Annotated in this window: 11 protein-coding genes; 3 read left to right on the forward strand and 8 right to left on the reverse strand. The window is 60.8% G+C overall.

The window, feature by feature from the left end; genetic code table 11:
- Window positions 1-431: 431 nt before the first annotated feature.
- The 8 genes from J0X15_RS18885 to J0X15_RS18920 form a co-directional block, all read right to left on the reverse strand.
- Window positions 432-1,625 (reverse strand): osmoprotectant NAGGN system M42 family peptidase, encoded by a 1,194-nt coding sequence (locus J0X15_RS18885; RefSeq protein WP_206944271.1) that lies wholly within the window; start codon window positions 1,623-1,625, stop codon window positions 432-434.
- Window positions 1,622-3,406: an N-acetylglutaminylglutamine synthetase gene (ngg, locus tag J0X15_RS18890; RefSeq protein WP_206944273.1), complete on the reverse strand. Its 1,785-nt coding sequence runs from the start codon at window positions 3,404-3,406 to the stop codon at window positions 1,622-1,624. The genes J0X15_RS18885 and ngg overlap by 4 nt, the downstream gene beginning before the upstream one ends.
- Before the next feature lie 7 nt (window positions 3,407-3,413).
- Window positions 3,414-5,189: an N-acetylglutaminylglutamine amidotransferase gene (locus tag J0X15_RS18895; protein WP_206944275.1), complete on the reverse strand. Its 1,776-nt coding sequence runs from the start codon at window positions 5,187-5,189 to the stop codon at window positions 3,414-3,416.
- 873 nt (window positions 5,190-6,062) lie between these two features.
- Window positions 6,063-7,265 (reverse strand): molybdopterin molybdotransferase MoeA, encoded by a 1,203-nt coding sequence (locus tag J0X15_RS18900; protein WP_206944277.1) that lies wholly within the window; start codon window positions 7,263-7,265, stop codon window positions 6,063-6,065.
- Between the two features lie 33 nt (window positions 7,266-7,298).
- Window positions 7,299-7,820, reverse strand: a complete 522-nt coding sequence (moaC, locus tag J0X15_RS18905; protein ID WP_206944278.1) for a cyclic pyranopterin monophosphate synthase MoaC — start codon at window positions 7,818-7,820, stop codon at window positions 7,299-7,301.
- A gap of 26 nt (window positions 7,821-7,846) precedes the next feature.
- A complete protein-coding gene (gene trpC / locus J0X15_RS18910) occupies window positions 7,847-8,659 on the reverse strand; it encodes an indole-3-glycerol phosphate synthase TrpC (protein ID WP_206944280.1) in 813 nt (270 codons plus the stop codon).
- Window positions 8,660-8,663: 4 nt separating this feature from the next.
- Window positions 8,664-9,677, reverse strand: a complete 1,014-nt coding sequence (trpD, locus tag J0X15_RS18915) for an anthranilate phosphoribosyltransferase (RefSeq protein ID WP_206944282.1) — start codon at window positions 9,675-9,677, stop codon at window positions 8,664-8,666.
- A gap of 92 nt (window positions 9,678-9,769) precedes the next feature.
- A complete protein-coding gene (locus J0X15_RS18920) occupies window positions 9,770-11,656 on the reverse strand; it encodes a peptidylprolyl isomerase (RefSeq protein WP_206944284.1) in 1,887 nt (628 codons plus the stop codon).
- Window positions 11,657-11,903: 247 nt separating this feature from the next.
- Here J0X15_RS18920 and tpiA point away from each other — a divergent pair, with 247 nt between their 5' ends.
- The 3 genes from tpiA (at window position 11,904) to pdhA (ending at window position 14,494) form a co-directional block, all read left to right on the forward strand.
- On the forward strand, window positions 11,904-12,677 hold the full coding sequence (gene tpiA, locus J0X15_RS18925) for a triose-phosphate isomerase (protein ID WP_206944286.1): 774 nt from the start codon (window positions 11,904-11,906) through the stop codon (window positions 12,675-12,677).
- A gap of 248 nt (window positions 12,678-12,925) precedes the next feature.
- Window positions 12,926-13,282 carry an FtsB family cell division protein gene (locus J0X15_RS18930; protein ID WP_206944287.1) on the forward strand — a complete coding sequence of 119 codons (357 nt, stop codon included), beginning with the start codon at window positions 12,926-12,928 and terminating at the stop codon, window positions 13,280-13,282.
- Window positions 13,283-13,441: 159 nt separating this feature from the next.
- Window positions 13,442-14,494, forward strand: coding sequence for a pyruvate dehydrogenase (acetyl-transferring) E1 component subunit alpha (pdhA, locus tag J0X15_RS18935; RefSeq protein WP_206944289.1), 1,053 nt, complete (start codon window positions 13,442-13,444; stop codon window positions 14,492-14,494).
- Window positions 14,495-14,497: the final 3 nt, after the last annotated feature.

The following is a 14,497-nucleotide window of genomic DNA, read 5'->3' on the forward strand; positions in this document are numbered from 1 at the left end:
TTCCCAGGCACAACTCCTCCGTCGTCATCCCGGACAAGCGCCTGCGCTGATCCGGGACCGGTGCGTCGAGGCCTGTCTGATGGAAGGATGATCGCGGTAGGGCCGTGGCTCACCGATGCCGGGTCTGCGCCCGGGATGACGAAAGAGAGGTTTTGCTTGGAGTATTCGCACCCCACCACCGTCATCCTCGGCCTTGTGCCGAGGATCCAGCTCTTCGCCCGTGTCGAGAACATAAAGTCTGGATCCCCGCTTGGGCGGGTATGACGGGGGAGGGGCGTGGCCTTCGGGGAAGGCAGACGCGGCTGTCTGGTTCCTCCGCTGCTCTCTGTTCTCAGGCGCAACTCCTCCATCGTCATCCCGGACAAGCGGCAGCGCTGATCCGGGACCGGTGCGCCGAGGCCTGTCTGTTGGAACGATAATCGCGGAAAGGCCTAGTCGGCCTCTTCTTCCATCTCGTCGACCAGGACATCCGGCTTTGGCTTTTTGGTTTCCGGCGACAGCGTCTGGGCGGCGTCGTCGGTGGGTTGATTGGTAAAACCCTTCAGCGATGAGAATTCGCGGGCGTCGCGCTGGATTTCCACGGAACTCGTGCCGTAGACGCTGACCAGTTCGGCAAGCGAGCGCAGGGCGTGCATGTGGATGCGCTCATAGCCGTGGCTGGCATCGACGCCGAAGGTAATCAGCGCCGTGCGTACATCGGCGCCGGCTTCCACGGCAGAGGCCGCATCCGAGCGGTAATAGCGGAAGACGTCCTTCTGGTGCTTGATGGCATTTTCCCGGCACAACTGGGCGATCTTGCGCGTCAGGTGATAGTCGAACGGCCCGGTCTCGTCCCCCATCGATATGGTGACACCGAATTCTTCCGACTGCTGGCCCGGCGCGGAAGTGCCATTGTCAATGGCAACCAGACTGGCGATTTCCGGGGTCAGGATGGACGAGGCGCCATGGCCGGTTTCCTCAGCGATGGTGAAGAGCCAGAACATGTCGACGGTCGGCTGGACGTCCTCGTCGAGGAAGGCCTTCAGCGCGCTCAGCATGACGGCGACGCCGGCCTTGTTGTCGAGGTGCCGCGAGACGATGAAGCCGTTGTCGAGGAACTCCGGCTGCGGGTCGATGGCAACAATATCGCCGACTTCAACGCCAAGCTTGTGCAGGTCGTCGTCATTGCGGGCGTAGGCATCAATGCGCAATTCGACGTAATTCCAGCCAATGGGGAGATTGTCGATCTCGTCGTTATAGGTGTGCCCGGAAGCCTTCAGCGGCAGGATGGTGCCGGTAAAGGCGCCGCTTTCGGTGAAGATGCTGGCGCGCGCGCCCTCGGCAAACCGCGCGGACCAGGTGCCGATGGGCACGAGTTCCAGGCGGCCATTGGGTTTCAGGGATTTGATCTGAGCCCCCAGGGTGTCGAGATGCGAGACGATGGCGCGTGCCGGTTTCGGGCTTTTGCCGGGAAGCTTGGCGCGGATCGCGCCGCGTCGTGTCAACTCGTAAAAGACGCCGAGGCGGTCCAACTCCTTGCAAACGTGCCGGGCAATTTCATCCGTAAAGCCGGTCGGGCTTGGAATGGCCAGGAGGTTCTTCAGAGTTTGGCTCAGGTAGTCGACGTCTATCGCAAGCAAGGTCATTTCCCGTTTCTTGTCATGGCTTCTCTGACCGATTGTGGCACGGAGAGCGGAAAGAGGAAATCGACAAATCTCTCGGCTGTGGGTTGTGGCTCATGGTTGGCCAGTCCGGGGCGCTCGTTGGCCTCGATGAAATGGTAGTCCGGTTCGCGCGGCGATTTGACCATCAGGTCAATGCCTGTAACCGGGATCTCGATGGCCCGCGCGGCGCGGATTGCTGCGTCTATCAGCACATGATTGGTCTCGCCGGTGACGTCATGAATGGTGCCGCCGGTATGCAGGTTCGCGGTCTTGCGCACCGGCACAGTTTGGCCCTCCGGGACGACGCTGTCCCAATCGAAACCTGCGGCCCTCAGACAGCGTTCGGTCTCCCGGTCGAGCGGAATTTGTGATTCGCCCCCGGTTGCAGCGGCGCGGCGTCGGGACTGGGTGTCGATCAGCTCACGCGCCGATGAGCGACCATTGCCGATAATCTCGGCCGGTTTTCGGATCGCGCAGGCGACGACCTTGTAGTCGATGACGACCAACCGCAGATCTGCCCCCTCGACGCATTCCTCGATCAGAACGGCGTCGGAATAGGCCCGCGCCGCCTCGATGGCGTTGTGCAATTCGTCGGCGGTGGTCAGGCCGATGGAAATGCCCTTGCCCTGTTCGCCGCGCACCGGCTTGACGACGACGGAACCATGTTTTTCCAGAAAGGACTTTTCGGCATCGGCTTCGCCGGCGAGGATCTGCTCGGGAACCCGGATGTCCGCATTGGAGACCACCCGGTGGGTCAGTTGCTTGTCGTCACAGATCGACATGGCGACGCCGGAGGTGAAGTCGGTCAGGCTTTCACGGCAACGCACGGAGCGACCGCCATAAGTCAGCCGGAAGATGCCGCCTCGAGCGTCAATGATGTCTGTCCGGATGCCACGCTTGCGAGCTTCGTTGACGATCAGTTCGGCATACGGATTAAGCGAATCCTCTTCCGGTTTCGGGCCGGAGTACAGGGCCTCATTGATGGTGTTGCGCATCTTGACCGTGAAGAATGGCACCCGCTCGAACCCAAGCTTTTCATACAGTGCGATGGCCTGGGTGTTGTCATGCAGCACCGACAGATCCATGTGGGCCAGTCCACGGCCCTTGAACTGTTCTGCCAGGCGGCGCACCAGCGCCTCGCCGATACCGGGAAAGCGCGCCTGGGGGGAGACCGCCAGGCACCACAGGGATGAGCCCATGTCGGCGCCGTTGGTTGCCTCGGCGTGATTGACGCCCATCGCGGTGCCGACGATGGCACCGCTCTCGTCTTCCTCGGCCACCAGAACGGTCAGAACCCGCTGATCGATCTGGTTCCAGAAGAAGTCGAGGGAGACGGGCACCATGCGCCGGCTGGCGTAGAGCACGTTGATGGCCTCGGCATCGGAGCGCGAAGACAGACGGCGGATGGTGAAGCCCTTGCGCCGGTTGCGCGCGGCCCGATAGGTCGACAGATTGGTCCGGTAGGTGTGCGAAGGATCAAGGAACAGCTCCTGCGGCGCCCCGGCCAGCAGCACATGCGGATCACGCACGTAAAACGCAATGTCGCGCTGGTCCGGCCGCTCGTCGCGCAGCACGTCCACAAGCTCGGCTGCCTCGGAAAACGTGTTGCCGAAGATCAACCGACCCCAGCCGCATTCGGCGACCCGGTTCTTCTGGTTTTCCTGATCCGGTTTCTGATATTGCGGTTTACCGCCCTGATCGCGCATGCGTTTCAAGCGGTGATCGTATGCGGTCTTCCGCTTGAGGACTTCTTGGTCCGCCATGATGGGCTCAGACCTCCTGTGCCTGTAGCCACATTTCCAGCAAGGCCACCTGCCACAATTCCGAACCGCGCAGGGGCGTGATGTGTTCGGTCGGGGCCGCAAACAGCTTGTCGAGATAGCCTGTGTTGAACAGGCCGCGTTCACGCGCTTTCTGGTTTGTCAGCGTGTCGCGCACCATGTCGAGGTAATCGCCTTGAATGTACTTCAGCGCCGGGACCGGGAAATAGCCCTTGGGCCGGTCGATGACTTCCGACGGAATGACCTTGCGCGCCGCTTCCTTCAGCACGCCCTTGCCGCCATGGGCCAGCTTGTGTTCCGCCGGAATACGCCCGGCAAGTTCCACCAGTTCATGATCGAGGAAAGGCACGCGGGCTTCGAGGCCCCAGGCCATGGAGTGGTTGTCGACGCGCTTGACCGGATCGTCCACCAGCATGGTGTTGGTGTCCAAACGCAGCGCCTTGTCGACCGGATCCTCGGCGCCGGAGCGGGCGAATTGCGCTTCGACGAAAGCCAGGCTCTCGTCGCGGTTGGCCATATAGTGTGGGCTGACGGCCTCCTTCATGCCGGCATAGGTGCGGTCGAAGAAGGCGGCTGCGTAGTCCTGGGCCGGAGCGTTGGAGCCCTGCATCTTCGGATACCAGTGATAGCCGGCAAAGACCTCGTCAGCACCCTGGCCGGATTGCACCACCTTGATGTGCTTGGAAACCTCACGTGACAGCAGATAGAAACCGATATTGTCGTAAGACACCATCGGTTCGGACATCGCGCTGATGGCGCCAGGAAGATTTTCCTGCAGATGGGCTGAGGGAATGAAGATCTGGTGGTGGTTGGTGCCATAGTGATTGGCGATCAGATCCGAGTACTGGAACTCGTCGCCTTTCTCGCCATTGGCTTCCTCGAAGCCGATGGAGAAAGTCGCCAGGTCCTTCTGACCTTCTTCGGCCAAAAGCCCGACGATCAGACTGGAATCAACCCCACCAGACAGCAGGACCCCGACCGGAACATCGGCGACCATGCGGCGGCGCACAGCGGTGCGCAGGCTTTCCAGAACCATGTCATCCCACTCTTCGGCGGAGCGGTTCAGGTCTTCGGCGGATTTCTCGAATTTCGGCTCCCAGAAGGTGACGTCCTTGTAGGACCCATCCGTCTCGATGGTGCGGATGGTGGCGGCCGGGAGCTTGCGGACACCTTTCAGGATCGTGCGCGGGGCGGGGACGACAGCGTGCCAGGACATGTAGTGGTTGAGAGCAACCGGATCGATGTCCTTGTCGATGTTGCCGCCGGCCAGAAGCGCGGGCAGGGAAGAGGCGAAGGCCAGACGCTGGTCTTTTTCAGCCAGATACAGCGGCTTGATGCCAAAGCGGTCGCGCACCAGATGCACGCGGCCGGAGCCGTGCTCGTGGATGGCGATGGCGAACATGCCGTGAAACTTGTTGAAGCAGTCGTGGCCCCACTCGGCAAAGGACTTCAGAATGACTTCCGTATCGGAAGTCGAGGCAAAGCTGTGCCCCTTGTTCTGCAGTTCCTGGCGCAGGTCCTGATAATTGTAGATACAGCCGTTGAAAACCAGGGTCAGGCCGAGGGTGGCATCCGTCATGGGCTGAGCGCCCAGATCGGAGAGGTCGATGATCTTCAGACGCCGATGCCCGAAGGCAACCCGTCCGCGCATGGTGACGCCCATTGCATCCGGCCCGCGCGCCGCCATGGCTTGCGCCATTCGGTCAACCCGTGCCGTGTTCGCCATGTCGTTGTTGAAGACTACTTCTCCGCAGATGCCACACATGTGTCGGTCAATTCCTTTTCAAATTCCGGTCCGCCGTCGGACCGAAGTCCGAGGTGGCAATGAGACCATCGTTTGAACCGGCAAAATGCCAGCTCACTGGTCCCGTCGTCCCTCTGGAGTATCCACAGTCAGGCCTGATTTCGGGCGAGAAACCAGACTGAAAGCAAGCGTCATCGCTTGAGCGGAGGGTATCACTCGGGGGTGAAACGCTTTGGCTGTGCCATCGTTGCATATTTTTTGGAGGAATTACCAATGGATGTGCTGCAATGCGGCATTTGGCAGAAAATTGAGACACTCTCAGCCGGAAGCAGGAGATTTCTTCCGTCCTCCCCGCGCGGGCGGGGATCCAGACTTCAGCGATGGGTCTGCGGCGAAAAAGGGCTGGATCCTCGGGACAGGCCCGAGGATGACGGTGGAGAGGGTGCCGCCAAAGCCGAGGGTTGCAGCGGCTTGAGGGGGATGGGGGCCCCGAGGATCTGGGCAGGGTCGAGGATGCTCGTGGTTCAGAGTGGCCGTCATTCGGACGTCTTCTCCCCCTGCGTCATTCTCGGGCTCGACCCGAGAAACCATGCCGATAGCTGACATCCCGTTCAAGGCTTGCCGGGTGGAGGCGCAACGGCATGGATGCCATGGTCGAGCCATGGCATGACGCGAAGGTGTGCCCCTCGGCCTGCCGGCCACCAACCTGTACTGAGGCGTGTCTGGTGTTCCCCCGTCCGTCCTTCGTCATCCCGGGCGGAGGCTTTGCCGGAGACCCGGGATCGGTGAGCCCGGAAGCAGCGGGTTTTCCTGCACCGGCAGGCCCTCGGCGCACCGGTCCCGGATCGGCGCTGGCGCTTGTCCGGGAGGACGAAAGAGGGGCAGTGCGAGGTGTTAAAGCACCAGAACCGGAACGGTTTCTCCGGCCTTGGCGGCGGAAGCGTGGGGCGGGCGGATGATGAGGGCACCGGACTGGGCGAGAAGCGCCAGCATCGAGCTGTCCTGCTTGGCAAAGGGAGCAACCTGCAACGAGCCATCAGACTGGCGGTCCAACGTGGCGCGAACATAATCCTGCCGCCGGTCGTTCTCTGGAAGGTCTGCCGTCAGTGTAGCAACGTGTTCGTCCGAATGGATCTTCTGCCCTAACATATGCGCCAGCAGCGGCTTCAGGAACAGCAATGAACACACCAGGCTGGAAACAGGGTTTCCCGGTAGCCCGAGCACTTTCATCCGGCCCAAGTGGCCGGCCATCAGCGGTTTTCCCGGACGCATGGCGATGCGCCAGAAGGCCAGGTCCATGCCGGCGTCGCCGAGAACGCCCTGCACCAGATCATGATCGCCAACAGAGGCCCCGCCCAGCGTGATCAGAATATCGGCCTCGGCTTCAATCGCACGGGCCACATGGGCAGCCATTTCGATGGCATCATCGCGCGAGATACCAAGATCGAGCGCTTCGCCGCCGCAATCCTCGACCAGCGCCGCGACGCCCGCATGATTTGAGGCGATGATCTGATCCGGAGCTGGAACCTCGCCGGGACGCACCAGCTCGTCTCCAGTCGCGAGGATGGCAACCTTCGGACGGCGGCGCACCGGCAGCGTGGCGTGGTTCATGGCCGCTGCCAGCGCCAAATCCCGGTAGCAAAGGCGTTGGCCGGCGAAGATCAGCGTCTGTCCTTCCGCGAAATCCAGTCCTGCAGGCCGCACGTAGAGGCCGGCCTTGGGGATCTCGTTGATGCTGATCCGGTCCCCGTCGACGCTGACGTCTTCCTGAATGACAATGGTGTCGGCCCCGGCGGGCAGCGGCGCGCCGGTGAATATCCGCAGGGCCTCGCCAGCGCCAATTGCACCGTCGAAGGCGTGTCCGGCAGGGGCCGCGCCGATGACCTTGAGCTGTGGAGCATCGCCCTGAAGATCAGCATGCCGCACCGCGTAGCCATCCATGGCGGAGGCGGCAAACGGCGGCTGGGTGCGTGTGGAAACAAGGTCTTCGGCCAGCACCCGACCATTGGCGGCGCTCAGTGCCACAGGCTCCGTTTCAAGCGCCGGTGCATCTGCCAGAAGACGCGACAGGGCTTCGGAAACGGGCATCAAGCTCATGGAAATTCGGTCCTAGCGAGGATGTGAGAAAAATCAGGTTCCGCCAGTGGTGCCGGTGCGGGCATCTTCGGCAGCGGTCCAATGGCCAGACTTGCCGCCGTCCTTTTCCAGCAGCTTGATATCGCCGATGATCATCCCCCGATCGACCGCCTTGGCCATGTCGTAGATCGTCAGGCAGGTCACGGAACAGGCGGTGAGGGCTTCCATCTCGACGCCGGTCTGTCCGGTGACCTTGGTGGTGACGGTGACACGCAGGCCCGGCAGGCTTTCGTCCACTTCGATGTCCACCTTCACTTTGGACAGGGCGAGCGGGTGACACAGCGGGATCAGCTCATGAGTGCGCTTTGCCGCCATGATGCCGGCGATCCGGGCCGTGCCGATGACGTCGCCCTTCTTGGCGTTGCCGGAGCGGATCAGTTCCAGGGTTTCTGCCCGCATGGTGACGGAGCCACAGGCCACCGCAATGCGTGAGGTGACGGCCTTTTCGGCAACGTCGACCATATTGGCAGCCCCTGAAGCGTCCAGATGGGTCAGTGTGGCGGTTTCGTCGCTCATGCATGAGCTCCCGGGCGTGTTGGACGTTAGTGCGCGGCTGCGGCCGTTGGGCGGGTCAGAAGGGCGCGGGTTGCCGCTTCCACATCATCCTGGCGCATCAGGCTTTCGCCGATGAGGAAGGTGGAAATGCCAACCTTGGCCATGCTGGCGAGATCCTGCGGTGTGAAAAGCCCGCTTTCGCCCACCAGAAGTCGGTCGTCAGGAACCATAGGAGCCAGGATTTCGCTGGTTTCCAGCTTGGTCTCGAAGGTCTTCAGGTTGCGGTTGTTGATACCCATCAGCGGCGAGTTGAGCTTCAGCGCGCGCTCCAGCTCTTCTTCGTTGTGGACTTCAAGCAATGCGTCCATGCCAAGCGCAAAGGCTTCGTCTTCCAGTGCCTTGGCCAGATCATCGTCGACGCCAGCCAGGATGATCAGAATACAATCGGCGCCCCAGGCACGGGCTTCGTGCACCTGGTAGGTGTCATAGAGGAAATCCTTGCGCAGAACCGGCAGCGCGACGGCTTCGCGCGCGGCGATCATGAACTCGGGCTTGCCCTGAAACGACGGCGTGTCGGTAAGCACGGAGAGGCACGCTGCCCCGCCGGCCTCATAGGCCTTGGCATGGGCTGGCGGATCGAAGTCCGGACGGATCAGACCTTTTGACGGACTGGCCTTCTTGATCTCGGCAATCAGACCATAGTCACCAGCGGCCTCTTTGGCCTTCAAGGCCTTGAAGAAGCCACGCGGCACGGTCTGATCCGCCTGACGTGCTTTCAGGTCGGCAAGCGAGACGGACGCCTTGGCAGCCGCGATTTCCTCGCGCTTGTAGGCTTCGATTTTCTGCAGGATATCAGCCATGAACCTATCCGTTGGAGACGGCGACGAGGCGCTCAAGCCGACCTTCGGCGGCGCCTGAATCGATGGATTTTGTGGCAATCGCGAGGCCTTCGCTCAAGGTCTCGCATTTGCCGGCGACCACAAGCGAGGCTGCAGCATTGAACAGCACCACATCGCGGTAGGCGTTCTTTTCACCGGCGAGAACCTTGCGCAGGGCAGCGGCATTTTCAGCCGGTTCCCCGCCCTTGAGCGCGGAAATGTCGACCTGCGCCAGTCCCACATCCGCCGGATTGATCTCGAACGAACGGATCTCGCCGTTTTTCAGCTCGGTGATATAGGAGGGACCCGTCGTGGTGATCTCGTCCATGCCGTCAGAACCGTGGACCACCCAAAGGTCTTTGGTGCCCATTTCACGCAAGGCCTGGGCAATTGGCTCCAGCCACCTGCGGTCGAACACACCAAGCAACTGGCGGGTCACGCCGGCCGGATTGGAAAGCGGACCGAGGATGTTGAAGATCGTCCGGGTGCCCAGTTCCATACGGGTTGGGCCGACGTGCTTCATCGCCCCGTGGTGTAGAGGTGCAAACATGAAGCCGATGCCGGCTTTTTCAATGCATTCGGAGATCTTGGCGGGGCCGATATCGATGTTGATGCCCAATTCCGACAAGGCTTCCGCCGAGCCGGACTTCGACGATAGGGAGCGGTTGCCGTGCTTGGCAACGGGAATGCCGCAGCCGGCGACCACGATCGCCGTGCATGTGGAAATGTTGTAGCTGCCGGAATTGTCGCCGCCGGTGCCGACGATGTCGATGGCATCCGCCGGGGCTTTGACCCGAACCATTTTTTCGCGCATCGAGGCGACAGCGCCGGTGACTTCCGAAACGGTTTCACCGCGTACCCGCAAGGCCATCAGAAAACCGCCCAGCTGGGAGGGCGTGGCCGAGCCGCTGAGGATCGTATCGAAGGCCTGCTTCGCCTCTTCGTGAGACAGGCTTTGCCCTTCGGCGACCTTTGCAATGAAATCCTTGAAGTTGTTCATGTCACTCTTTGCTCATGCGAAGGGCAGTCCCGAAGGGTGGTTCTGGCGAGAGGACAGGTGGTGCCCTCTCGCTGCGTGTCTTGCTAACCGGATCAGTTCGTCGGCGAGCCGATGACCTGGGAAATCGCTGCCTGATTGATTTCCACGCCAGCTGTGTCCTCGATGTGGACAACATACTGATTGAGGATGGAATCCTGCAGCTGGCGGGTCAACTGGGTCGAGATTCCGGCAATGCCGTCGGCTTCCTCGAAGAAGGCCGGAACGGCACTGTCAGTAACCTTCAAGACCAGTTCTTCTGCCGATCCGTCACCGCTGACAGCATGGACAGACCCGACCGGACCGGAGAAGGCTGCCTGAACCGCGTCACGCCCCATGCTGGACGCCCCACGGCTGAGATCCGACTGGCTCTGAACCTCAACGCCAAGCTCTTCAGCCAGGGTTGCCATTTCAGTGCCGGTCTGAAGCTTTTCGACCGTGCTCTGCGACAGCTCTTTCAAGCGCTTGGTGGTTTCTTCCGCCTGCCAGGCGGTGACCACAGAATCATGCACCTCATCGAGGGTACGGTCGCGCGCAGGTGTAACCTTCGTCACTTCATACCAAAGGAAGCCACGCGAACCGAGCTGCAGCGGATCGTTTTCGACACCGACATCACTGTCGAAGGCACCGGAAACAAGGCCCTCTACCTGGGGGAATTCGACCGGATTGCCATCGGCGTCATTGCCGGAAGCATCAAAGGCGACCGGCGTGTCCAGGGGGAGCTTGAAACGCTCGGCCACTTCCTGAAGCGAAGCGCCACCGGCGCGGGTGTCTTCAATCTCGCCCATCAGGTCGAGAACTTCGCGTTCGCCGCCTTCCAGTGCGAGGTTCTGGCGAATCTCGTCCTTCATTTCGTCGAACGGCTTGGTCGCACCCGGCTGCACGTCGGTGACCTTGAGGATCACCGGCGAGAAACGCCCGTCGATCACACCGCTCGTCGCGCCCGCATCCAGCGCGAAGACCGCATCACCGATGGTGGTGTCGAGGAAGTCGTCTTGTGCCATAACACCGAGAGAGACGTCATTTTCAGACAGGTTGCGCTCACTCATCAGATCTTCGAAACTGGCGCCTTCGGCCAGTTTCGCTGCTGCTTCCGTGGCATCGTCCTGGCTGGTGAAGGTCATCTGAAGCACGGTGCGCTGCTCAGGATTGGTGTAACGGTCCTTGGAGCGCTCATATTCAGCGCTGACCTGCTCATCGGAAATGTCATCGGGACGCGCCAGGGCTTCCGGTGTCAGTTCCAGCAGAACGACTTCACGCTGTTCCGGTGCGCGGAAAGCCTCGATGCGCTCGTCGTAGAAGGCGCTGAGCGTGGCATCGTCAGGCGTTTCGATCGGGTCGAGCTGGGCAGCCGTCAGACGCAGATAATCCACAGCGCGGGTTTCCGACTGATAGGTGTGCAGGGCTTCCAGATAAGCCGTCGGGGCCTTCAGACCACCAGTCACCCCCTGAGCCAGTTGCTGACGCAGAGCGAGAGCATGACGCTCAAGCACATATTCGTCTTCACTGATGCCGTTGCTGCGCAGCAGTTGCGCAAGCTGGGTCCGGTCATATCCGCCGGTCGGTCCCTGCATTGAGGGGTCCTGCTGGATGATCTTGGCCAGTTCGGCATCGGAAATGCCAAGGCTCAGATCGCGAGCGGTTTCGTCCAGAGCAGCCTCAGCCACCAGCTTGCCGAGCGTCTGCTGCGGAATGCCGAACTGCGCGCCCTCTGTGGTCGACAGCGGACGGCCGATCTGGCGGCCCAGAGTGTCGAGATCACGGCGGTAGGTGCGGTCAAATTGCACCAGGGAGATTTCCGTGTCGCCGACGGTGGCGGCGACATTCTGGCCGAAGCCACGGAAGATGTCCGCGATTCCCCAGACAGCAAAGCTCATGACGAGCAATGCGATGAACACTTTGGCAACCCAGGTGCCGGCGCCCTTGCGCAGCGCGTCGAGCATGGTGTCTCCCGTCTTTTTATTCTTCAAACCTTGTCCGTGACCAGGATTGGCTACGGTAAACCGGTATCGCCTGTCGGCACAGCGGCCGGGGCGAAGCGGGCGGATAATAGAGAGGCTTGCAAAGCGGAGCAAGGCGGGGACGACAACTTACTCCGCTCATTTAATCGTTATAATTCTGGAGGCTGCGTTCAGATCCGCTATAGATGCCTGCAGACAAGACAGTGAAGTATCTGGAGGAGACGCATCCATGGCCTCGACAGCCTCGTCGCAGACGATCAAGCCGATTGTTGCCGGTAACTGGAAGATGAACGGCGCGCGCGCCAGCCTGGCAACCCTTGCCGCCATTGGTGAGGGTGTGGGGTCGCAGCTGGCTAGCAAGGTCGATGTGATGATCTGCCCGCCGGCGCCGCTGGTTTTCGCCGCCGCAACGGCATGCGAAAAGCTGCCGATGACAATTGGCGCTCAGGACTGCCATGCAGAAGAAAGCGGCGCTCACACGGGTGATACCTCAGCGGAAATGCTGGCGGATTGCGGTGCGGTTGCTGTGATTGTCGGTCATTCAGAGCGCCGGGCCGATCACGGCGAGCGTGATGCGGATGTGAAGGCCAAGGCCGAAGCTGCCTACCGGGCGGGTCTCGTGGCGATCGTTTGCGTCGGGGAGACCCGAGCACAGCGCGAGGCGGGAGAGGAAATCGCCGTGGTGTCCGATCAGCTGGCTGAATCGCTTCCCGACGCGGCAACGGCAGCCAACACGATTGTTGCCTATGAGCCTGTCTGGGCCATCGGAACCGGCCTCACGCCGACTGCGAATGATGTAGCTGCCATGCATAAGGTCATGCGTGACCGGCTGACGGCGCGTTTTGGCAATGAAGGAGCGAGCATGCGTCTTCTTTATGGCGGGTCGGTCAAGCCGGGCAACGCGGCCGAGTTGATGGGCATTGATCATGTCAACGGGGCTTTGGTCGGTGGCGCTAGCCTCAAGGCAGAAGATTTTCTGGGTATCATCAGCGCCTACGCCTGATTTCAACAGCGGAACGGGCTGCGGTTCAGCAGTCAGACACATCAACCGGAGCCGGCAACGGCTCCGGTTTTGTTTATTCGGGCAATTACTTAGGGCTGTTGCAGGGAGCCGGGCGCGCGGCAGCGCTCGACGCAGGGTGTTGATAACCTGGCAACGGTCGGTTTCGGCGGTCTCGGAAACCGTCTCTTAACCCTGTCGACCCATAGTGAGGTCAGACCCGTTTGTATCTCTGTTTCAAGGTCTTTTCCGTGCCCGCGACAACACGCCAGCGCAAGCAATCCGTCTTCCGCCGACTGATCATTCCTGCCGCCGCTTTGTCGGTGCTCGCCTATTATGGCTTCCACGCCCTCAACGGGGAGTTGGGGTTGGTCGGGCGAGCGCGTATCGAGCGCCAGGAGAAACTGCTTCAGGCGGAGCTGGACGGGCTCGTCAAAGAGCGTAATAGTTACATCGCCAAGGTGACCCTCCTGCGGCCGGAAAGTCTCGATCCCGACATGATGGACGAGCGTGCCAGGCAGAGCCTCAATCTAGTACAGGGCGATGAATTGGTAATTCTTCGTCGATCAGCGAGATATGCCAATATCAACCAGAATTCGGTTGAATAGTGCTTTTAAACCGAAATTCGGTTAATTCTAATTACAAGAGCAATAACAGGTTGATAGATGGCTTGAATGCCAGCTATGCAGTATCTTGGATTGACAAGAGGCGCAGGTTAATTTCCGCTTGCTGTCTATAAGGGAAACGTCCAGCTAGAGATGAGGGATATGGCCGCAGCGACAAAGTCAACTGCAGGCTCGGGCACTAAGTCCGCCAGCCGCTCTCGCGGAGCCGCCAAATCGGCCGCTCCGGCGATCGTAGAATTCGACAAGGATCAGGAGCTACACGCTTACCGCGAAATGCTCCAGATCCGCCGTTTCGAGGAAAAAGCCGGCCAGTTGTATGGCATGGGCCTCATTGGCGGGTTCTGTCACCTCTATATTGGCCAGGAAGCTGTCGTTGTCGGCATGCAGATGGCCAAGGTCGATGGTGATCAGATGATTACCGGCTACCGGGACCACGGCCACATGTTGGCGATGGATCTCGATCCGAAGGGCGTCATGGCCGAGTTGACTGGGCGCCGCGGCGGCTTGTCGAAAGGCAAGGGCGGCTCCATGCACATGTTCTCCAAGGAAAAACATTTCTACGGCGGTCATGGCATTGTCGGTGCGCAGGTGTCGCTTGGAACTGGTCTCGGCTTTGCCAACAAGTACCGTGAGAACGGCAATGTTGCGATGGCCTTCTTTGGTGACGGCGCGTCCAACCAGGGTCAGGTCTACGAGAGCTTCAATATGGCTCAGCTGTGGAAGATCCCGGTGATCTACGTCATCGAGAACAATAAATACGGCATGGGCACCTCGGTTGAACGCTCCTCTGCCAACACAGACCTCTCCCAGCGCGGGGCCTCTTTCGGCATTCCGGGCGAGCAGGTCGACGGCATGGATGTCCGTGCCGTAATGGCTGCCTCCCAGAAGGCGCTTGAGCATTGCCGCTCGGGCAAGGGCCCCTACATCCTTGAAATGATCACCTACCGCTACCGCGGGCACTCCATGTCCGACCCAGCGAAGTATCGCTCCAAGGAAGAAGTGCAGAAAATGCGCACCGAGCACGATCCGATCGAGCAGGTTCGCAAGCGTGTTCTGGACAACGGCTGGGCGACTGAAGACGAGCTCAAGGCGCTCGACAAGGACGTCCGGGCCATCGTCGCCGAGGCGGCCGAGTTTGCCCAGACCGATCCGGAGCCGGATGTATCCGAGCTCTACACCGACATTCTGCTTTAAGGC

The sequence above is a fragment of the Roseibium limicola genome (assembly GCF_017313085.1).
Lineage (GTDB): Bacteria > Pseudomonadota > Alphaproteobacteria > Rhizobiales > Stappiaceae > Roseibium > Roseibium limicola.

Excerpts from the sequence above, each read along its gene's own strand:
- tpiA (WP_206944286.1), top strand. The coding sequence starts at position 11,904 with ATGGCCTCGACAGCCTCGTCGCAGACGATCAAGCCGATTGTTGCCGGT.
- J0X15_RS18900 (WP_206944277.1), bottom strand. The coding sequence starts at position 7,265 with ATGAGCTTGATGCCCGTTTCCGAAGCCCTGTCGCGTCTTCTGGCAGAT.
- trpC (WP_206944280.1), bottom strand. The coding sequence starts at position 8,659 with ATGGCTGATATCCTGCAGAAAATCGAAGCCTACAAGCGCGAGGAAATC.
- J0X15_RS18895 (WP_206944275.1), bottom strand. The coding sequence starts at position 5,189 with ATGTGTGGCATCTGCGGAGAAGTAGTCTTCAACAACGACATGGCGAAC.
- moaC (WP_206944278.1), bottom strand. The coding sequence starts at position 7,820 with ATGAGCGACGAAACCGCCACACTGACCCATCTGGACGCTTCAGGGGCT.
- J0X15_RS18920 (WP_206944284.1), bottom strand. The coding sequence starts at position 11,656 with ATGCTCGACGCGCTGCGCAAGGGCGCCGGCACCTGGGTTGCCAAAGTG.
- ngg (WP_206944273.1), bottom strand. The coding sequence starts at position 3,406 with ATGGCGGACCAAGAAGTCCTCAAGCGGAAGACCGCATACGATCACCGC.
- trpD (WP_206944282.1), bottom strand. The coding sequence starts at position 9,677 with ATGAACAACTTCAAGGATTTCATTGCAAAGGTCGCCGAAGGGCAAAGC.
- J0X15_RS18885 (WP_206944271.1), bottom strand. The coding sequence starts at position 1,625 with ATGACCTTGCTTGCGATAGACGTCGACTACCTGAGCCAAACTCTGAAG.
- pdhA (WP_206944289.1), top strand. The coding sequence starts at position 13,442 with ATGGCCGCAGCGACAAAGTCAACTGCAGGCTCGGGCACTAAGTCCGCC.